The organism is Psychrobacillus sp. PGGUH221 (assembly GCF_042055255.1).
In the GTDB taxonomy this organism is placed as follows: domain Bacteria; phylum Bacillota; class Bacilli; order Bacillales_A; family Planococcaceae; genus Psychrobacillus.
In genome coordinates this window covers 111,772-131,354 of sequence record NZ_JAQMHQ010000012.1, presented here as the reverse complement: position 1 = coordinate 131,354, position 19,583 = coordinate 111,772, and the positions used below count along the sequence as shown (strand labels likewise).

Genomic DNA, 19,583 nt, shown 5'->3' with positions numbered 1-19,583 from the left:
ATTTGAGTTATTTCGTAAATCGAAGAGATAATAAGTTTGTGAAAGATTGTACTTAAGCTAACGGGTGCTTTACTTCAAGAAGGACATTGTGTTTTTCTGGGGACTTTTTGGTGGATTTATGACATACCTTCTTAAAAGGAGGGATTATATGTTAAAAAGGATATTGATTATTACTGGAATACTTATAGTGGGAATAGGATCATTTAGCCTGTTAAATAAACCTTCAGAAGTTGATACTGCTATTGCCAATAAGGAGGAACCAGAACCTTTATCTACTAAAGAACGAGAACTACATTTTTCTACATTGAACGAGGTAACTGAAAAAATCCATGAGAAATATGATGAGTTGGAATTTGGTGTAAGTTCTAACTCGGAGATAGAATTGAGGGTACAAGTTAAAGAGGATGAAGAATATTTTAATTCAGTAAAAAAGGATATTGAGTCCATTGCAAAAAATGTAATTAGATCTTCCACATTAAAAGACTATACAGTTGTTGTAGAAAGAATGGATTTATCTTTTGTTACCGAAGAAACTGAAAATATAAACAAAGAACTTTCACATATAGCATCGACTTTAATGGAAGGTCTTAAAGATTACGACGTATTCGGAAATATAAATACTGAGTATCAAAATGAGTATCAAAAATCTATTACCATTCAAACAACAATAATAGGTTCAGATAAAGATGCACATAAGTTAGCAATGGAAATTGAAGAGACAGTGAATGAAATCCTACATTCTAAGGAACTAAATTCTGTATCTAATATTGACTCTTATGAAATTAATATATTGAATGCCAAAGGGAAAGTAGTAAATTAGTCAATTTATTGGCTAAACAATATTGACACCCCTTGTTCAACTAAACGGGTGCTTTAGTAAAAGTTCATGGGTTGCTTAGGCAGCTCTTTTTTCTTATTGAACTAACGAGGCAGGTTACTTGAAGAAGGAATTCATATTAGGAGGTAGAGAATTGATAAGGAGAAACATGTTGATTACCATCAACAAAACGTTTATTAATATTTTGTTTATAATCCTATCCCTAATGTCAATTGCAGGTTGTGGTGTGGCTGACGGTGGTAAGGTTACAGCTAGAGATGTATTAAAACAAAACTCAGATGCTGACATATTGATGTATAAAGGTCGTATTTATAGCAACTATACCGAAGTAGAGGAGATGGAACAAACATTAGAGAAATATATCAAACATAATTTGATAGGCGAAAATGAAAAACAGTCAACAAATAGCTTTGGCTTTAATGATATGACAGCAACAAAATTACCTGTCGGGACAAAAGTATACTCGTCAAGTGTCAATGATAAGGAGGCTATGGGAATGTTGATAGTCGAATTTGAAGAGGAATATTTGTACTATATGGAACTCCTTGAAGGTTAGTTTGTGAAAAGTTGTACTTAAACTACCATGGAAGAACGTAATTTTCTTGCATTTGCATATTCTGTGGTGAAGCAGGGCTTCATGGATAGCTAACGGGTGCGTTAGTTAAGATCAATGAGCTGCATAGACGGCTCTTTTTTCTTGTTCAACTAACGGGGCAGGTTAGTTTAAGAAGAAATGTAAGCTATACAAATACCCAGTTTAGCTAACGAGATAAGTTTCTGTTTTTCAACAACGAAGGTCAATGAACCTTTTTTGGTTTAAGTATCGTTTTATTTATTAATTACAAATATTATTAGGGAGGTTGATTTTTATTATCTCAGAGGTACTTTGGCGTTTACATCACATATTAATGGTAATTCTCTTTGTATTGGCAATTTATCGTATAACAATTTCTCGTATAATGGTAAAAAAATCCTTACTATTACTCGCTATCCTACCCCTTACGATTATTATTTTCTTTGCAAAAGCAATAAATAGACCAATGGAAATTAACGAAATGGAATGGTTTTGGATTGAATTAACAGCAGGGGCTTTTTGGGCAGTATTTGTTTTATTAGGATATATTTATATTTTTTACTTTGCTATTGAACTACTAAAGAAGTTGTCTAATAAAGATAATCATAAAAGAGAAACAATCAAAAATTAATTTATTCCTATTGAATTTACTGGTGCTTTAGTAGAACAGGGCTGTGGGTAAATAAGAGATACACTTTGGGGGAAAAAATATTATGAGTACATTTGTTTATATGGTGAGACACGGTGAGTCGCCAAAAGAAGGAAATGAAAGAACAAGAGGATTAACCGAAAAAGGTTATTTAGATGCTCAACGAGTAACTAACATAATGAAAGATGAAGAAGTTGATGCAGTTGTTTCAAGTCCATATGTACGCTCAATTTTAACTGTTGAAAAGTTAGCTCAACAAATAGGGCAAAAAGTTTTAGTGTTTGAAGATTTAAAAGAGAAGGTATTTTCTTCTGAAGACAATCGAATATCTGATAAGGAATTGGTTCCACTTTTGAAGAAGTCGTTTTTCGATTCAAATTTCTCTTTAGAGGGAGGAGAATCAAATGCTGATTCCCAAAAAAGAGCAATAAAAGTCTTAAAAGAACTATTAGATACTTTTAGAGATAAAAAAGTAGTGATAGGTACTCACGGGGCAGTTATGACCTTGATGATGGGATATTTCGATAGCACTTATGACTTGAATTTTTTACATAGCACATCAAAACCTGATATTTATAGAATGGAATTCAATGAACAGGAATTAGTGAATGTTCAAAGACTATGGGATGTAAATATTGGTATTAACCAATAAAAATTTTTTGTTATTCAACTAACAGGGCTTTACTTCAAGAGGGAGTAAAGCCTTTTTTTATTAAGCTAAAGGGACAGTTTAGGAGAAGAAGGAAATACGAATAGCCCTGTCGAACTATACCAATAAATAAAAGTTAAAAGTGAGGTTTTACAATGCTTGAATTACAAAATTGCTTAAATGAATTTACCAAAATGCATGATGAATTTATCAGTGATTGGAACCACGCGATGAGTTCAGGTGACACATCTTCAGTAGATAGAATGACAGAAGATTATTATGTTGCTTTTTTTAATAGTGGAAATGAAAAACCGATTATATTCACCAAACAAGAAGCTATAAATGGTATGGAACAATCAGTTAGACATTTTTCAGGTGCGAATAAGAGGTTTGAAAATAGAGTTATTCGACTAAGGAATAACTTAAATGCTGTAGTGTTTTATGAACAACTAATTGTAAAAGATGAGGAAGTATTAGCACGATTATTTACCATTGAAAATTGGAGATTAATTAACGAAAAATGGATGATTGTAAGGGAAACAGAAGAACCAATTAATTAGTTTTTGTTCTTCAACTAACGGGTGCTTTACTTCAAGAAGGAGTAAAGCCTTTTTTCTTATTGAACTAACGATGCAGTTTAGTTTAAGAAGGGATTGACTGGAAAATGTTGAATAGTTTAGATGGAGTATTTTTCATCTTTTAGAAAAATAAAACACTGAATTAAACAATAATGGAGTTAAAGGGGCTGTTAGTATGATTCGGGAAGAGAAAATTATAGCTGGAAGTCCAAATGATTTTATGGAAGTACGCTACCTAAAAATTAAGGGTACAAATTTTGAAATCGGAAGAGAATTAGCCCGTATAGGTATTGAAAGGCATGGTGTTAAGTTTAATCTAGCCGAGCCAAGTTATAAATATCAAATGGGTTATTATAAGGAACATTACCCCATTCTATATAACCGAATAATGGGAGTAAACAGCTTAACAAATAATGATGAAAGACTGGACCACTCAACTCTATTGTATTCTTCTGGTTTATTTGGATGTTCCGTTGTTTTTTATCCACCTGTTACTACATATAACGGAAGTTCCATTGTCAGTAGGAATTTTGACTTTACAACAGGGACTGTTTCAGGAGGGGTTCTAGATGACCGTGAAAAACCAGCTCTCTCTAACCCATATATCATAGAAACCCACCCAGATGAGGGTTATTCTTCATTGTATTTATCAAGCTTTGACCTTCTTAGTGGAGTAATAGATGGCATTAATTCGGAGGGTTTGGTTGTGACAATGCTAGCCGATGATGAAGCCCTTGCTGGTTTCCCAATTGAGCCCTCTTACACTGCCCAAGTAGGTCTAAACGAATTGCAAACTTTAAGACTCCTTTTAGATACGTGTTCTAATGTGGAAGAAGCGAAAAAAGCATTATATTCTGGTAAACAATATTATGCTTTATATCCTTTACATTATTTAATTGCTGATAGGAGTGGGAACTCATTTATTTGGGAGATGTCACACGGACGAAACAGAGAGTTTATTTTTGACGGCAATGAAAATTCACCACTTGTGCTCACTAACTTTCCTCTCTTCCGATACCAGACTTCATCAGAACTACCATTATCTGATGAACGGCTTTCTATGTATAACCGTTACTTTTACTTAACCGAAAGTTTAAAAGCAAACAACATTCCATATAACTTAAATTATATTAAGGAACTCCATAAGAGTGTTGCTTTTGATGATACCAGCACCTTGAGAGAGTCCAGCTTACCTTCACGTACTCTGTGGCATAGCATATACGATATTGAAAATAAAAAACTATCGGTAGATTTTTATTTAGGGGAAGAAGGTAAGAAAACGAAGAGGTCTGGATATATTGATTTTAATTTGTGAAGTTTGTGAAGTATTGTGCTTAAACTAACGGGTGCTTTAGTTAGACAAGACCATCATTTCGATGGTCTGTTTTTTATCTGAAACATCAAGTAGATCTCAGAAATCCATTGTGAAATGGCACACTTAAACTAAAGGGGCAGGATAGTTCAATAAAAAGATAAAGACAACAAGTAAATCACTAGAATGGAGTGTTGTAATTGAAAGTATTTTCAAAACTTTTTACAAGTACAAATATTAGTAGTATGACTATGTTTCTTGGGTTTTTGGTTTTATATACTATTATTTCAGATATAGAACCTAACATATTTGTTATTGCAATAATTACAATACTTTTTTGGGTAGCTAATTCATTGCAAGTTATCAAACAAAACAGGAAGTAGCACATTGATACCTCCTGTTAGTTGTTATTAAACTAACGAGTGCTTTAATTAAAGTTCATGGGTTGCTTAGGCTGCCCCTTTTTCTTATTGAACTAACGCAGCAGTTTAGTTGAAGAAGGAATTTACGTCTTATAAGTAGAACTCATTTAATATGAAAAGGGTTGATTATAATGATTATTTGGTTAAATGGAGCATTTGGTTCTGGGAAAACTCAGACTTCATACGAATTAGAACGAAGGATTCCCAATTCCATTGTCTATGATCCAGAAAACATAGGTTTTTTTATTAACAGGAATATTCCCAAAGAAATTAGTAAAGGTGATTTCCAAGATTATAGTATCTGGCGTGAATTAAATTACACTACTTTAAAATACATAGATAGTGAATATGACGGGATTATAATTGTTCCGATGACCTTAGTAAATCCACAGTATTTTGAGGAAATTGTAGGGAAATTAAGAGATGATGGAGTGAGAGTCAATCATTTTGTACTTTGGGCTTCTAAAGAAACATTACAAAAGAGGCTGCGAGGTAGGGGTGAGAGAAAAAATTCATGGGGTGAACAACAAATAGATAGATGTATGCAAGGTTTATCAAATGATATATTTAAACATCGAATAGAAACTGATAAATTGACAATCGAAAGTGTAGTGGAAACAATTGCATCTATGTTAGACATTCATTTACTCGATGACAAGAGAAATAAATTCAAGAAAAGATTAGACAGAATTAAAGTACAAATAAAACAAATACGATTTATAAATTAAATAGGTTACTCTCTTCAACTAACGGGTTCTTTAGCAAAATCTGGCCATCGTTTCGATGGTCTATTTTTATGTCCAAAACATTAAGTTGGTCCCAGATATGCATTGTGAAATGTTACACTTAAACTAACTGGGCAGTTTAGTTGAAGAAGGAGAAGTACAATCTTTTGTTGAATTTGAAGAGTATTGATTAAGAGGATTTACTTATTCAATAGAATAATGGGAATGGAATATGGACGGAGAGTGATTTAAATGGGAATAAGTAATTTGGCACAAAAAGCTATTGTATACTACAAAAATTTGTCTATGAAATAACTAGCCAAATAACAATAGTATTTTTTTCTTCAAAATCGGTAGAGGATTTAATGTCCCGACATTTGTGTCCCAAAAACAATACAGTATGTCCCGACATTCTTGTCTTAAAAAAATCTTTTTTAATGAGATAAGAGGAACGTCCCGATATTCTTGTCCATATACATGTATCGTTCGTCATATAGTGACGACTGACACAAATCTTTAGACAATCTAAAACAAATATTATCAATGTTTTTATCAAATTGTCCAAACTTTTGTGTCATTAATTAGTGACACAAAAGTTTAGACTTTCTAGTCTTTTGACACAAAAGTTTGGACACTTTTGCAAATTGACATATAAGTTTATACACTCTTAATTTGATTAGCAAATAAGTGTAATCGTGATCATTTGTATCATTATAATAAATACATCCATCTGGAAAAATATATTATCAGTGCATTGAACCTAGTAGGATTAACGCAAATAAGAGAAAAATCCATCCCAAGTGAAGAAATAGATGAAGTAATGGACTGTTTTCGAACAGAGTCTGTAGAGAGATTGGAAAACCAATAATACTTTTGATTAAATTGCTAAATAAATATGATTGTTTCCAGGAAGCTTAGGAATCTTAATCCCAGCAACATTTCTAAGTGACAGCAGTTCGACTCCCGCAGTCTCCATATATTCAAATCATATGATTTCATACAGTGTGTGACTTAAAGCATAAGATTGTCACTATGACATCTTTATGCTTTAATTTTCGAGTGACAATCTTATGCTTAAAATACCATTTGAAGTTTAGATTCTTGCCCGTAATCAAATCTGTGAAAACTGGGACTTTAAGTATATCTTTGCCATACTGGCAAGAATATACTTAATATATTTAATACTTATAGAAATAAGTAAGGTAGATAGGTTTTATGGACTTAATTTCTCAAATATATATATTATTTTTGATGGGAAATATACTTGAAAACACTTGATTAAATTAGAATATTTTGAATTAAATTTATTATTCGATACTCCTAAAACACCCGAAACTTTGATATAAAAAGAATTCGGGTGTTATTTATTATCCCGAGAAGTTAAGGAAAGAAGGATTAACGCAAAAACGAGTGAAAATCGACCAAAAAAGAAGAAATTAATGAAGAAAAGGTAATTTTTAATCGAGTAGCAACGTCTTTTAAGACGTTGCTACTTTCACATTTAAAAGTACTTCTGATAATACTCTTTCCTTAGCCTCCCGCTTAATTTAGCGTAGATCCTGGTGGTCTCACTTTTCTCATGCCCCATAAGACTTTGTATTATTTCAATAGGAGCTCCATTATTCAACAAATGAGTTGCGTAGCTGTGTCTCAATTGATGTGGGTGAATCTCTTTATTAATTTCAGCCCGATTAGAGATCCGCTTGATGATGTAACGCATTTGGGCGACACTCATTTGATGTGGCTGTCTTGCTGTTACAAAGATAGCAGGATTATGGTCATTCCGACTTTCCATATAACGTTTAAGCCATATGTCACAACGTGTATTAAAATAAACTTCTCTTTCCTTGTCACCTTTTCCACTAACGATCGCGGATTGATTGGACCAATTAATATGGTTCTTTTCTAACGCAACAATTTCTCCAATTCGACAACCGGTAGAAAACATGAATTCGAAAATCGCTTTTTCCATTGGGGAATGACAGGATTCACGAAGGTGTTCAATCTCACGTTCGGTTAAATACTTTGGTATCCGCTTCCCTACTTTGGGTTCTTTAATTTTGGAAGTTGGATTCTTACTCAAGTATCCTTCTTCATGAGACCAACGAAAAAACGATTTCATAAAGCGGATACGATGTGCAAGACTGGCTGGCTTTAAATGCTTGCCCGATATAGCAAGATATTCCTTCAATTGATTTGTATCCAGTAATTCCATCTCTACATCCTTAAAATAATCAATTAGTAGCAAAGACTGTAACTGGTAAGCCTTTAACGTTTGTGACGAAAAGCCCTCTATTCGCTTATCCGCTTCAAACGAAGACCATGCTTTTGATAGTAACAATTTCATTCCCCCTAAAATAGTAATACTAAAAGGATTATTGCCAACTTAATAGAATTATAGACATAGGATGTGTTTTTACTAACGCGGCAGTTTAGCGGAAGAAGAAAGTTATCGTTTCTTTATACATAGTAGACTAAATACTGCGCAATAAATATCTTCATTTTTAGAGGACTTTGTGAAAGAGTGTACTTAAGCTGAATGGATCATATGAGTGAAGAGGAAATCTTACTAATTTGAAGTAAATAACTGCCCAAACCTATAAGTACAATGTGACAAAATATTGAACACTTAATTTAATTTATTTATTTTTCAGAAAAAAATGTGTATGATTAAATTAGAACGATTGTTCAAATTTATGAAAGGAGAATACTTTTTGAACAAAAGACGTTATGACAGTGAGACTGCAAGAAAAGAAATCATGAAGCAAGCAACCTTTTTGTTTTCTCAAAAAGGTTATAATCAAACATCAGTTGGCGATATCTCAAAAGCTTCTGGTTACAGCAAGGGACATATTTATTATCATTTTCAAAACAAAGAAAAACTTTTTGTCCTTTTAGCTCAAAAAACAATGCAAGAGTGGTATGAAAAGTGGGTAGCAAAAGAAACTACTTACACAACGGCAACCGAAAAATTGTACAGCATGGCAAACCATGTTCTTTATAATTACCAAACCCCTTTATTAAAGGCAGGGCAAGAACTTGCTGCTAATCCAAAGTCAAGTCCAGAATCGATAAAGCAATTATATGATTTAGCCATTGTCCCAATGAGCGCTTATAGATCTATTCTACAAAAAGGAGCAGATGAGGGAGAGTTTAAAAATGGCAATATAGATGAATGGACTGTCTTGCTTGGAACATGGCTTGGTGGCTTATGCCAACTTACAAATACACAAGAGTTAAAAACTCTTGAACCGCTTTTCAATCAAGCAATTACAATTTTTCTAGGGTCAATAATAAAAGGAGGAAATGAAAATGAAAGTCGGATTAATTGGTGACAGTTTAACAGAAGGTCGACCTGGAGTTTCTTTTTCTAAAATTCTACAAGACAAATATTCAAGTATTACATTTATCAATCTTGGAAAACCAGGGGAATCAATTAAAAGTTTGCATACTCGTTTAACTAAAACAAAATTAGACACTGATTATGATTTAGTCTTTCTTTGGATTGGGGTTAATGATGTTTACTCTAAATTACTGAAAGTACAAGCCCAGCCTGTTGCAAAAGACAACCAAGAATTTAATGATTATTTTAACAGTGTATTAGATATGCTTATGCCTTTTTCTAAACAAGTTGTTGTTGTATCACCAGCTGTAGTAGGCGAAAACATTAAAAATCCAACTAATAAAGAGTTAAGAGAATTATCTTCCATTATTGAATCTATTTCTAGTAAACATTCAAAAGTAAGCTTTTTGAATTTAAATTCAATATTTGAGAAGCAGTTGGCTACACTCAATTGCTCTGACTACTTAGGCACAAGTGTGGTCAGAGTTATGAAGGATGTACTATTTTATAAGAAGCCTGAAAGAATAGATCGATTATCTAGTAAGCGAGGTTTACATTTGACTTTAGATGGAATTCATTTAAATAGTAAAGGTGCTTTGGTTGTTGTAGAAGAATATTCAACGTTAATTGATCAACTTTTATACAATAGCAAAACTATAACGCAATAGAAGTACTCTATAAATTTAGTAAAGGTGGGATTTAAATGGATTGTAATAGAAAAATTGCTATTGTAACAGGTGGGGCATCAGGAATAGGTAAGGCAATTTGTAAAGAATTAGTAGATAACAATGTTTTTGTCATTATCACAGATATTAATGAAAGAGAGGGAAAAGAATTAGAAACTAAGTTAAATAATATCACTTCTACTTCTAGGTTTGTTCGTTTGGATGTTACCGATTACAATTGTGTAGAAAAAGTAATATCAGGAATATATAGTGAATTTGGTAGACTAGACTATCTATTTAACAATGCAGGAATTGCTATGTATGGTGAAATGTATGACATGTCATTAGAAGATTGGCAAGACATTGTAAACCTTAATTTATGGGGAGTCATATATGGTACACAAGTTGGTTATAGAATTATGAAAGAACAGGGATTCGGACATCTAGTAAACACTTCATCAGCCGCAGGACTCGGCCCTTCTCCTTTATCTGCAGCCTATTCAACGACAAAGCATGCTGTGGTGGGTTTGACTACCTCTCTACATTACGAAGCAAAAGATATTGGAATTAAAGTAAGTACACTTTGTCCAACATTCGTTGATACACCTATCTTTGATACAGCTAAGGCAATCAATATCGATAAGTCTTATATGACTCAACAATTGAAAAAACAAAAGATGATGTCTCCTCAACAACTTGCAAAAATAACCCTTAAGGAAGTTCATAAAAATAAACCGATAATTTGTCCAATGCCCTTTCGTAAAACAATGAATGTTATTTTTACAATCTTTCCTCCATTACATACTGCATTGATGCGTCTAGTTTGCAATGTGAGTAGAAAAGCTCGTATTTTGTAAAACAATTTATTTAATATGTCATAAAAAGAATGATATATGAATTATTTCACTTAAACGACTAATGTTGAAGAAGAAAGATGGAAAAACAGCAGATCTATTTGTTGCACAGTACAAGTATACTGTTCAGCAGGAAATATTAAAGGACGATTTCCACAAATATGGTGATCGTCATTCTTCATCTATAGGGTGCTTTAGTTGAAGAATGATATAAAATTGGACTACACATCTTAGACATCTCTAATATGTATGGTCCTTTTAATTTCAAATGTTTCACTTACCTAACCTAAATATAACATTGGTTATACCCATATATGCAAGATGCTGATAAGGACGGTATGGTAGGTGAGTAAGCCCCTAGAACTTTGGGGCAAAATAAATGAACGAAAGAACATTGTCCTCGTTGGACGATTTATAACAATTTGCTAATGGGTGTCTATACAGGAACAACTGAAGTTAATGGTCATATCATCTATAAAATTTGTACCGTGAAAATATAATTTTTTTCACTAACAGGTGCTTTACTTCAAGTAGGTGTAAAGCCTTTTTTCTTATTGAACTAAAGCAGCAGGTTAGTTGAACAAGTTAGCATGCAAAAATTCAAGGGGTAATAAAAATGTCTGGGTATTTAGATAATTTTTGTGAAAGAAATAAAAAATCTATTTATACTTTTTATGTTCTATCGAAACAAGTGATAGTTATATTAAATATAGGGCAAAACTTAAGTTAATCTTTGTAGAAACAAAGTAATTTTAATTTATATAATTTACAATCATTTACTTATTCGGGTTTTTTGTTATAATACATATAGTTATATAGCTATATGTTGATGCGTAGAAGAAAGGGGATAGGAATTTTGTTTGATGTGTATAAAGCGATATCAGATGGAACACGAAGAAAAATTTTGGACCTTTTAAAAGATAAAGATATGACTGTTGGTCAAATTACAGAGCACTTTAATATTTCTCAACCAAGCATATCTCAACATTTAGCCATTTTAAAAAATTGTGGATTAATTGAAAGCTCCAAAGATGGAAAATATATCATTTACTCTTTGAATTTAACGATTTTTCAAGAACTTTTAGGATGGGTAATAGATTTTAATAATAAAAAGGAGCATGATGAAAAATGAGACATGTATGGGTATTACTTATTTCTTTTATTTCCGTATTACTTTTATGGTTTTTATCGTATGAATATTTACCAAATGAAGTAGCAATGCATTATACTAACGGAATCGCAGATCAATATGGAGGGAAAATTTTTGTGATGATGATTTTCTTTATATTGAGCTTCATTCTTTTACTATTAACTTATCTTTTCCTTCTTTTTGATAACAAGAACACAAACAAGCAAAAAATAAATACTCCTATAACTATTTTTATGATTATTTTTACTTTTTTTATAAATATTTCATTTTTATTAAATGTAAAAGATGAATCCTTAAAAACAGAAAAATTTCTCTTTGTTCTGATTGGGTTATTCTTTATATTAATTGGAAATTATACACCACGGATAAAGAAAAATTTTTTTATCGGCATCAGAACAGCAGCTACTCTTAATGATGATACGACATGGAAAAAAACGCAAAGATTTGGTGGATTTATATTTATTATATTAGGAAGTCTAATCGTCCTTACTTCTTTGTTGCCCATTCATTTAGCTGTAATATTTTCAGTGGTTCTATTACTAGTAGGAATAATAATTATATACTTTTATGCGAATCGAATTCAGAAAAGTATATCCTGAATTATGTAAAGGATGACAATGTTTTAGACATTATTAAAATGTCCTTTAATAAAGGTACGCAATATAGTTTCGACAGTCTTTTTTAAAATCAGGAGTATCTTGTGAAGGAATGTACTTAAACTAACGGGTGCTTTACTTCCAGAAGGAGTAAAGCTTTTTTGAAAATTATTATTTAACATAGCGTTCAATAATGGGGCATTTCTGCAAAAAGGCAGGAATGCCCCATTTTTATAACCAAATCAGTGAAGAAACTCGTTTAGATGCAAAACATAGAAACATTGAATTTCTTACTACAGAACATTGTATTTCAAAGTATATTAAGAAAAGAAAATTAAGGATTTTAGAAGTTGGGGCAGGAACGGGAAAATATTCATTTCATTTCTCACATAAGGGTCACGATGTTACGGCTTTAGAATTATTCCCAAGTCACGTTGAACAGATGGGCGAAAAGCTATCCCAAACGAGGGAAAGTATTAAATTGAATCCAGTTCAAGGAGATGCAAAAGACTTATCAGACTTCCAAGATGGTTCGTTTGATATGGTACTTTGCTTAGGTCCCCTTTACCACATTAGGAATGTATCAGAAAGACTTCAATGTATTTCCGAATGTTTAAGAGTATTAAAGCCAAATGGTTTTCTATTTATCGCATATATTAACAAGTTTGCTGCATACCTTCAAAACATTAACAGTGACAAAGAATACCTCCAGATACCTTTTGAAGATATGGCAAATAATCAGAAAGAATTTGGATTTGAGAGAGATATATTCTTTTTCACATCACCCGAAGAAATTGAAAAGGAGTTTAAACACTTTAAGGAGTCGGCAGAAGTAATTGAAAACTCAGCAACTGATGGTTTAGCATATTTAATGCGTGATAGACTCAAGTCATTTACTGAAGAAGAGTATAATATATTTTTTCAAAATTTCTTGAAAATGAAAAATGAACGTTCGATGCTTGGTTCAAGTCTTCACGGTCTTCTCATTGGAAGAAAGTTAATTTAGTTGTCTTTTTATTTCACTAACGGGTGCTTTAGTTAAACAAGACGATCAAAAAATGATGGTCTTGTTTTATGTACAATGTGAAATGTTACACTTAAACTAATGCGGCAGTTTAGTTTAATAAGCCAAATGGATTTTTACTTATTATAAATGGAAAAATTATATAAAATTGGAACATCTATTTGCTTCAAACGTATTAAAGTTAAGTTGCAGTTTAGTTTAACAATGATAAACAACTACAAAGGAGTGAGAATATGACTTATGCATTTGCATTCATAGGATTGTTTTTAATGCCTATCCTTTGCATTATATTTTGTTTGAATTTGGTTTCTATATTGAAAAAGGTAAAACACGAAGAAAAAACTACGGTTCATACTGTTTGGCTTACAATATCGTTTACTCTTATTATGTGGAGCATCGCATGGCTAGTAGCAGGCACTTATTAAGCTAACGGGTGTTTTAGTGAAAATCATGGGTTGCTTGGGCAACTCTTTTTTCTTATTAAACTAACGTAAGCAGGTTAGTTGAATAAAAAATAAAAAAAAAGCGGAACTTTAGTTTGTTTACATTCGTAAATTATTATGACACTTGAAAGGTGGATTTTTTATGTACAAAGTGAATGGTATAGAAGCTTATGAAGCACATAATCGAACTGAGTTATTAGCAGGTTTAGAGGCAAAATCTGAATATATCCTTATTAAAGGAGACTATTATAAAGAAGTAAGAAAGATTATGGATACTCATCTTCCAGAGAACGAAAGTATAGGAGTGGCATTAGGAAGTGCGGGTGTGTTATCAATTCTTATTTATGCAATAGATGCAGTAAGAAATTCATTCAGTGATGCCGATAAAATGGATAAAAAAATTGACAGAAAGTTAAATTCATTCAAGGTTAATAAAATTACAGATGATGGTTTATTATTGAGTTTAAAACAGTTAGATTATTAGAACTGGAATAAATACAATTAAACAAACGGGTGCTTTACTTCAAGAAGGAGTAAAGCCTTTTTCTTATTCAACTAAAGCGGCAGTTTAGTTTAACAAGCAAAATTGATTTTTGTTTGTTTATGTAGGAAAGTTTTAGTAAAATTTGGAACCATTTTTATCTTGCGAACGTAATAAAGTAGATCGGTAGGATAATTTGGAGGTGTTTTGTTGCTTTATGATAACATTAGTCAGTTCTTTTTAAGTTTATTGATTTGGTGGGGGTTCCTACTCATTTTCCAAAGATTGAACAACCGTTATCCACAAAATAACACTTGGAAAAAAGATATTTTGTTAACTTTGATTCAAAGTATAGTGGTATTACTTGTTTTGTTTCCTATTTTATCTTTCTTTTTTTAACTAACGGGTGCTTTAGCAGAACAAGTGGCTGCTTATAGAAGTGGTTTTTTCTTATTGAACTAACGAAGCAGTTTAGTTGAATAAGGGATTAGCTAATTCTTCGAGAAACCAACGACTCAACTATTGAAAAATCACTATGCTACGGGAAGTTGTTGTTGTGGTACGTTAAGAAATTCCTGAAATGTATGTAGTTTTTGATATTGCTTCTTCAATTTAAAAATCAGAATTAGGGGAGAATAATTAGTTATTAAAATCAAAGTAAATCGTAGTGAATTGCAAACTAACGATGACATTGGGAATGCTGTTTTATCAGCCTATGGAGAATACATTTTTCCGACGGACGACGAGAAAAGGAACGATTTCTTAATTTTGTTTAATTATTTTTGTGAGCTTGAAAGTGGAGGGCATGCAAGCTTATTCAATTGGTTTCCAGAGCATATTGAGGAAATGGGTATTCAAACCTACTTAAATAGATTGACGATAATGCTTGAAAAAGTTGAAGCTCATGAATACGCAGAAATAGAAAAAAATTATATCGAGTAAATATGGAGATTATTTTTAGCGGTAGAAAATAGTAAAAGTGAAGAACCTCATTATGAAAGTTTGGAAGAGAAATTTTGCATTCTTATTGAAAAAGCAATAGTGAATATAGAAATCTTGGCGAGGAATTAAGTGAGCGACTAAGTAATTATGCCACTGTAACTTATACGGAGATGATCGAGATAGTGAAACAATAGCTCGGTGTTTGTCAAGATAGTTGTCACATATTGCTCTTTTCCTAGATTACATATTGTTCTTCTTTCCTACTGCGCTTCGCTTGCTCGACAGGACAACTAGCAGCTATGATGTATACATAGGTATTTGATGTGACTTATTTGATCGTCATTTCTTTTAACTCTGCCGAATTTAAAATACGTGCAGTAAAAGGGAATATTATTGTTGAAGGTCCTTCTCAAATCTTTACCGAGAATGATTTTTCATTTATAGTATTTTCTATTTGGTTTTACGGTGGGTTTTAAATCGCTTTTTTATTCTCTAATAAGCAATCTGTAGTTTTTAAAAAGACTTTACCATACACGTGAGTGAGTTTTTTTCTTTTATTGTAATTAACTTTATGCGTTTGAATCCGTCAATGGCTGAATATTAAACTGATAATCAATCTTAATGTCCATCTTCTCAAAAAGTTCAATCCATTTTTTTTCATCCATTGGTTTTGAGAATGGTTTTAATGTATGAATGCCTAGCTGTAATGGATCCACATTCAATTCTTGCATCTTTTTTACTAGTTCTTGTGTTTGTTTTACAAGATTGGATTGGATTTCTTTTTTCAAATCTTCTAAATCCTTTGGGTCAAATAGATGCTTTTCTCCCCGGTATTCTTCAATTCTTGAGTCTATATTCACTGTATAGGTCATTGTAGACAAGCTTTTATTGATATCCACTTTCGTTTTAGACCTAACATGACCTAGAACCACTTCTAATTCTGGGATCGGCAAAACAGCTAAGTAGTGATCATTGTTTAACAGCTGGAAGATACGATCATTAAAAGTTGTTATTATTTCAACTAGTTTATCATTTTGAAACAGGGCTGTACCTTCATAGATGATAGCGTCATTATCTATTTTGAATACAGGTAAGAAAGGATCTGAATAAGGAGTATATAACAAATTTTTAAATTCATGTAGATTAACGACACTTAATTCGCCCTGATTTTTTTCCTCATAGTGCTTCAGCATTCGGTAAAAAGAGTAATCAAGATTTTCTTGTTTGTCCAATTGATTTTCCAAGTATTCTTCAAAATTTCCTTTTACGATAACTAAATAGATTCTCAAAGAAATATCCGGATCAGTCAATAACACATTAATAATAGACATAATCCCCTCTTTTCCGAGGTCTTCATTAATTATCAGCATTCGCATTTGCCCAGATTTCATTTCCTGGTAGAAGTTTATATTAAAATCCAATACTCCCTCCTTTATTAAGCTTACTTCTTGCGTCATTACACGCTTTTTTTCTTTGCTTAGAGGAGGCAAAATCGTACTTATTTTTATTTTACCTTCATCCCCTTTACTAAGTGATAAAAATGTGATCGGAGCAAGCTCTTCAATAATGTTATTTTCAGTAAAAGGGGCACATCCAGTTAACCATAATGCCATAAATATGATTGACAATTTTTTAGCCATCTTCTTTCGTAGTCTCATGTTTATTAACCCCCTTTATCTTCATCACTGCGATAATAATAATTGGAACCACTAAGTAACTTAAGCTTCCTGCTAAAATTTGAAGATTAAGTAAAATAACCTGCTTTTCATTTGACTTCCAAATCCATTCATTTACAAGAATCATTCCAATTAAAATAATGAATACACTGAATAAAAATCCTACTCGACTGGGTGGTCTCTCCATTTTCCCATTAGCTATTTTAGATGCTCCATAAAACAACAGAAGAAAAATTGAAACCGCAAAGACGATGTTAAATAATTGCAAAGAAAGCATGACCATATCAATACGTTCAATTACTGGATTTTGAAAATAACGGGCCATAGTGACAATTGGAAATTGACTTTTGCTTAAATAATTGGAACCGAAATAGAATAAGGACGCCATATATAAGGATACATACTCTATAACGGTTAGAGCATTGCCATAAGACAAATAACGAAATGTCTTATTATTTGTTTTAAACCACGGTCCCAAAAATACCAGAAATTCAGGACCTGAAAATGAAGATATAATTAAAAATATCCCTTTCCAGGAATTCCCACTTAGTTCCATTGGAATAATCGGATACAAATCACTGAGTTGAGCTAGTGGAGGAAAGAAGAAAAAAGCAAAGAATAAGAACATCCAAAATGTACACAAAAATGAAATCACGACAAAACGTATAGTTTTTTCAACGCCCTTCCATGCTACATACAAACAAGACAACAGAATAAAAAAGATAAGCCAATTTGAATCTGTAGCTGGAAACATAAATACTTGAACCATTTCCGAGAATCCTAACATAATCACGAAAAGTTTAAGCAGGATAAAGAACAACCCGATGAATGAGAGGAGACGTACAAGTTTTTTTCCGAATAATTGGACAAATCCTTTGTATCCTTCGCTAGAAAACCGGGTTAAAAACCATTTGGATAAAAGAAGAATGTTTAGTTGAGACAATATGCCGACCGCTATAATCACCCAAATCATATATGAATGGATCAAAAACCTTGGCATAATCAAAAAAAAGTAAAGCATTTGGAGGCGATTTACCATCAACATGACATAGAACCCATTATAGGTTTCATTTTTATTAAATAATTGAAGGGCTTCCATCAGTTCATCTCCTAGTTTGATATCTCTTCATCTTCAGCGGTTTAAGATGTTCTGGACGCTCCTTCATTTTGACTAAAGGCCCTCGAATAAATAGGTCAAGCCAATCTTTTCCGTAGAAAGGGGCAACAGGGGATAAATATGGCTGCTTGAGTGAAGACAAGCCATTAAGGTGGGCTAAAATGATAATCATTGCCAGAACAATCCCTATTATCCCAAGAAACGAAGAAAATACAAGAAGAATGAATTGAATCAATGAATTCGCCTTTGTCACAAGGTAATTAGGAATAAGAAAGGATCCGATAGTTGAAATCCCTACCATGACAATTAACACCTTACTTGCCAAACCAGCCTCAACTGCTGCTTGACCAATTACAATGCCCCCAATAACCCCAAGCGTTTGACCAGTCTTTGTTGGCATCCTTAAACTTGCTTCTTTAATAATTTCAATAAAAATCAACATGATAAATGCTTCCCAAAAAGGAGTGAACGGAAGCTTGCTCCTTGACTCCACCAAGACGAAAAGTGTTTGTAAAGGAATCATTTGATAGTGATGAGTCGTTAATGCCACGTAGAATGGGATCAATGTGATAGACAGAATAAAACTTACATATCGGATGATGCGCAAAAAACTGGCAACTACCCATCGATTAATATAATCCTCTGGTGATTGGAACAAATGAAATAAAGTAATTGGGGCAACGAGTGCAAAAGGTGTATTGTCTACCAGAATCGAAATTTTTCCTAATCCCAGAGAATAAGCAACTACATCAGGTCGGTCAGTTTGCTGAAACTGTGGAAATATACTGTCTTGATGTTCCTCCATGAATGCCGCTACTTGAGAAGATTCAAAGAAGAGATCAAAATTAATTTCCGAAATCTTCTTTTTGGCGATTGAAACAAATTCTGGACTGGTCAGCCCTTCTATGTATAATAAGACCACATTTGTCTCACTTAAAGAACCAACGGTGAACTTCTCTGTTTTCAGATCATGTGTTGGAAGACGTCTACGAATGAGCGTAATATTTTGTTCTAGCTGTTCACTGAAGCTGTCTTTTGCTCCTAAAAGGATGGTTTCAGTATCGGATGGTTCAATTGCACGTCCAAGTGGATTTTTTAAAGGGATAGCGAACCAAAGGTTTGACGAAGAGTCAAATAACAAGACTGATCCATTAAACAGCTGCTTTTTTGCCTCATTAAAAGTGGAAATGGAGTTTATTGTTGAGTGAACATTGCATTCCTGAATGGATTCTTTAGAACAGTTAGATAAAGGTTTTACAATGCTTTCATTTAATCTTTCTTGGTCAATCAGGGTTCTTACGTAGATAAGATTAACATTTTGATTTTCAGAAATGTTGATTTCCACAAATTCCGCATCATCCATTTGAACGAGGGCTTTTTTTAGAGTCTCTATTGATATTTCTGATTCTGCGTTGGATTGAGAAACAGGCTTATTTTCATTTGATTGTTTTTTCCAAAACATGTATATCCCTCACCTCTATACGTAAAAAAGCATTTTTGGAAGACGTTAAAATTCCATATTAATTCCATTGTTAGCTTTTTAAG

The 19,583-nt window shown here is 32.6% G+C and carries 20 protein-coding genes; 16 read left to right on the top strand and 4 right to left on the bottom strand.

Annotated features, from left to right (window positions below; all coding sequences use genetic code 11):
- Positions 1–148: 148 nt before the first annotated feature.
- The 7 genes from PGC35_RS19755 (at position 149) to PGC35_RS19725 (ending at position 5,750) form a co-directional block, all read left to right on the top strand.
- Entirely contained in the window at positions 149–820 is a 672-nt protein-coding gene (locus PGC35_RS19755) for a DUF4030 domain-containing protein (RefSeq protein ID WP_375220367.1), read from the top strand.
- Positions 821–971: 151 nt separating this feature from the next.
- Positions 972–1,394 (top strand): hypothetical protein, encoded by a 423-nt coding sequence (locus PGC35_RS19750; RefSeq protein WP_375220366.1) that lies wholly within the window; start codon positions 972–974, stop codon positions 1,392–1,394.
- 304 nt (positions 1,395–1,698) lie between these two features.
- Positions 1,699–2,043, top strand: coding sequence for a hypothetical protein (locus PGC35_RS19745; protein ID WP_375220365.1), 345 nt, complete (start codon positions 1,699–1,701; stop codon positions 2,041–2,043).
- 82 nt (positions 2,044–2,125) lie between these two features.
- Positions 2,126–2,713, top strand: a complete 588-nt coding sequence (locus PGC35_RS19740; RefSeq protein WP_375220364.1) for a histidine phosphatase family protein — start codon at positions 2,126–2,128, stop codon at positions 2,711–2,713.
- Positions 2,714–2,865: 152 nt separating this feature from the next.
- Positions 2,866–3,270, top strand: coding sequence for a hypothetical protein (locus PGC35_RS19735; RefSeq protein WP_375220363.1), 405 nt, complete (start codon positions 2,866–2,868; stop codon positions 3,268–3,270).
- Between the two features lie 193 nt (positions 3,271–3,463).
- On the top strand, positions 3,464–4,603 hold the full coding sequence (locus PGC35_RS19730) for a carcinine hydrolase/isopenicillin-N N-acyltransferase family protein (RefSeq protein ID WP_375220362.1): 1,140 nt from the start codon (positions 3,464–3,466) through the stop codon (positions 4,601–4,603).
- A 550-nt stretch (positions 4,604–5,153) separates the two neighbouring features.
- The gene (locus PGC35_RS19725; RefSeq protein WP_375220361.1) at positions 5,154–5,750 is read left to right on the top strand and encodes an AAA family ATPase; all 597 of its coding nucleotides are present in this window, start codon (positions 5,154–5,156) and stop codon (positions 5,748–5,750) included.
- Between the two features lie 1,498 nt (positions 5,751–7,248).
- On the opposite strand, the gene xerA is transcribed toward PGC35_RS19725, so the two are convergent.
- The gene (gene xerA, locus PGC35_RS19720) at positions 7,249–8,088 is read right to left on the bottom strand and encodes a site-specific tyrosine recombinase/integron integrase (RefSeq protein ID WP_375220360.1); all 840 of its coding nucleotides are present in this window, start codon (positions 8,086–8,088) and stop codon (positions 7,249–7,251) included.
- A gap of 373 nt (positions 8,089–8,461) precedes the next feature.
- Between xerA and PGC35_RS19715 the strand changes: the two genes are divergently transcribed.
- The 9 genes from PGC35_RS19715 (at position 8,462) to PGC35_RS19675 (ending at position 15,245) form a co-directional block, all read left to right on the top strand.
- Positions 8,462–9,082: a TetR/AcrR family transcriptional regulator gene (locus tag PGC35_RS19715; protein WP_375220381.1), complete on the top strand. Its 621-nt coding sequence runs from the start codon at positions 8,462–8,464 to the stop codon at positions 9,080–9,082.
- Positions 9,060–9,758, top strand: a complete 699-nt coding sequence (locus tag PGC35_RS19710) for an SGNH/GDSL hydrolase family protein (protein WP_375220359.1) — start codon at positions 9,060–9,062, stop codon at positions 9,756–9,758. The genes PGC35_RS19715 and PGC35_RS19710 overlap by 23 nt, the downstream gene beginning before the upstream one ends.
- Positions 9,759–9,793: 35 nt before the next feature.
- Positions 9,794–10,612 (top strand): SDR family NAD(P)-dependent oxidoreductase, encoded by an 819-nt coding sequence (locus PGC35_RS19705; protein ID WP_375220358.1) that lies wholly within the window; start codon positions 9,794–9,796, stop codon positions 10,610–10,612.
- A gap of 826 nt (positions 10,613–11,438) precedes the next feature.
- Positions 11,439–11,741, top strand: a complete 303-nt coding sequence (locus tag PGC35_RS19700) for an autorepressor SdpR family transcription factor (protein ID WP_375220357.1) — start codon at positions 11,439–11,441, stop codon at positions 11,739–11,741.
- Positions 11,738–12,358 carry an SdpI family protein gene (locus PGC35_RS19695; RefSeq protein ID WP_375220356.1) on the top strand — a complete coding sequence of 207 codons (621 nt, stop codon included), beginning with the start codon at positions 11,738–11,740 and terminating at the stop codon, positions 12,356–12,358. The genes PGC35_RS19700 and PGC35_RS19695 overlap by 4 nt, the downstream gene beginning before the upstream one ends.
- A gap of 217 nt (positions 12,359–12,575) precedes the next feature.
- The gene (locus PGC35_RS19690) at positions 12,576–13,361 is read left to right on the top strand and encodes a class I SAM-dependent methyltransferase (RefSeq protein WP_375220355.1); all 786 of its coding nucleotides are present in this window, start codon (positions 12,576–12,578) and stop codon (positions 13,359–13,361) included.
- Positions 13,362–13,612: 251 nt separating this feature from the next.
- Positions 13,613–13,804, top strand: a complete 192-nt coding sequence (locus PGC35_RS19685; RefSeq protein WP_375220354.1) for a hypothetical protein — start codon at positions 13,613–13,615, stop codon at positions 13,802–13,804.
- A 160-nt stretch (positions 13,805–13,964) separates the two neighbouring features.
- Positions 13,965–14,306 carry a hypothetical protein gene (locus PGC35_RS19680; RefSeq protein WP_375220353.1) on the top strand — a complete coding sequence of 114 codons (342 nt, stop codon included), beginning with the start codon at positions 13,965–13,967 and terminating at the stop codon, positions 14,304–14,306.
- 669 nt (positions 14,307–14,975) lie between these two features.
- On the top strand, positions 14,976–15,245 hold the full coding sequence (locus PGC35_RS19675; RefSeq protein WP_375220352.1) for a hypothetical protein: 270 nt from the start codon (positions 14,976–14,978) through the stop codon (positions 15,243–15,245).
- 569 nt (positions 15,246–15,814) lie between these two features.
- On the opposite strand, the gene PGC35_RS19670 is transcribed toward PGC35_RS19675, so the two are convergent.
- The 3 genes from PGC35_RS19670 to PGC35_RS19660 form a co-directional block, all read right to left on the bottom strand.
- Positions 15,815–16,903 (bottom strand): Ger(x)C family spore germination protein, encoded by a 1,089-nt coding sequence (locus PGC35_RS19670; RefSeq protein ID WP_375220351.1) that lies wholly within the window; start codon positions 16,901–16,903, stop codon positions 15,815–15,817.
- Positions 16,878–17,921: a GerAB/ArcD/ProY family transporter gene (locus tag PGC35_RS19665; protein WP_375220380.1), complete on the bottom strand. Its 1,044-nt coding sequence runs from the start codon at positions 17,919–17,921 to the stop codon at positions 16,878–16,880. Before PGC35_RS19665 ends, PGC35_RS19670 begins: the two co-directional genes overlap by 26 nt.
- A gap of 103 nt (positions 17,922–18,024) precedes the next feature.
- Entirely contained in the window at positions 18,025–19,500 is a 1,476-nt protein-coding gene (locus tag PGC35_RS19660) for a spore germination protein (RefSeq protein ID WP_375220350.1), read from the bottom strand.
- Positions 19,501–19,583 lie beyond the last annotated feature (83 nt).

Excerpts from the sequence above, each read along its gene's own strand:
- PGC35_RS19755 (WP_375220367.1), top strand. The coding sequence starts at position 149 with ATGTTAAAAAGGATATTGATTATTACTGGAATACTTATAGTGGGAATA.
- PGC35_RS19670 (WP_375220351.1), bottom strand. The coding sequence starts at position 16,903 with ATGAGACTACGAAAGAAGATGGCTAAAAAATTGTCAATCATATTTATG.
- PGC35_RS19685 (WP_375220354.1), top strand. The coding sequence starts at position 13,613 with ATGACTTATGCATTTGCATTCATAGGATTGTTTTTAATGCCTATCCTT.
- PGC35_RS19660 (WP_375220350.1), bottom strand. The coding sequence starts at position 19,500 with ATGTTTTGGAAAAAACAATCAAATGAAAATAAGCCTGTTTCTCAATCC.
- PGC35_RS19665 (WP_375220380.1), bottom strand. The coding sequence starts at position 17,921 with ATGCCAAGGTTTTTGATCCATTCATATATGATTTGGGTGATTATAGCG.
- PGC35_RS19700 (WP_375220357.1), top strand. The coding sequence starts at position 11,439 with ATGCGTAGAAGAAAGGGGATAGGAATTTTGTTTGATGTGTATAAAGCG.
- PGC35_RS19690 (WP_375220355.1), top strand. The coding sequence starts at position 12,576 with ATGCCCCATTTTTATAACCAAATCAGTGAAGAAACTCGTTTAGATGCA.
- PGC35_RS19730 (WP_375220362.1), top strand. The coding sequence starts at position 3,464 with ATGATTCGGGAAGAGAAAATTATAGCTGGAAGTCCAAATGATTTTATG.
- PGC35_RS19735 (WP_375220363.1), top strand. The coding sequence starts at position 2,866 with ATGCTTGAATTACAAAATTGCTTAAATGAATTTACCAAAATGCATGAT.
- PGC35_RS19710 (WP_375220359.1), top strand. The coding sequence starts at position 9,060 with ATGAAAGTCGGATTAATTGGTGACAGTTTAACAGAAGGTCGACCTGGA.
- PGC35_RS19695 (WP_375220356.1), top strand. The coding sequence starts at position 11,738 with ATGAGACATGTATGGGTATTACTTATTTCTTTTATTTCCGTATTACTT.
- PGC35_RS19680 (WP_375220353.1), top strand. The coding sequence starts at position 13,965 with ATGTACAAAGTGAATGGTATAGAAGCTTATGAAGCACATAATCGAACT.
- PGC35_RS19725 (WP_375220361.1), top strand. The coding sequence starts at position 5,154 with ATGATTATTTGGTTAAATGGAGCATTTGGTTCTGGGAAAACTCAGACT.
- PGC35_RS19705 (WP_375220358.1), top strand. The coding sequence starts at position 9,794 with ATGGATTGTAATAGAAAAATTGCTATTGTAACAGGTGGGGCATCAGGA.
- PGC35_RS19740 (WP_375220364.1), top strand. The coding sequence starts at position 2,126 with ATGAGTACATTTGTTTATATGGTGAGACACGGTGAGTCGCCAAAAGAA.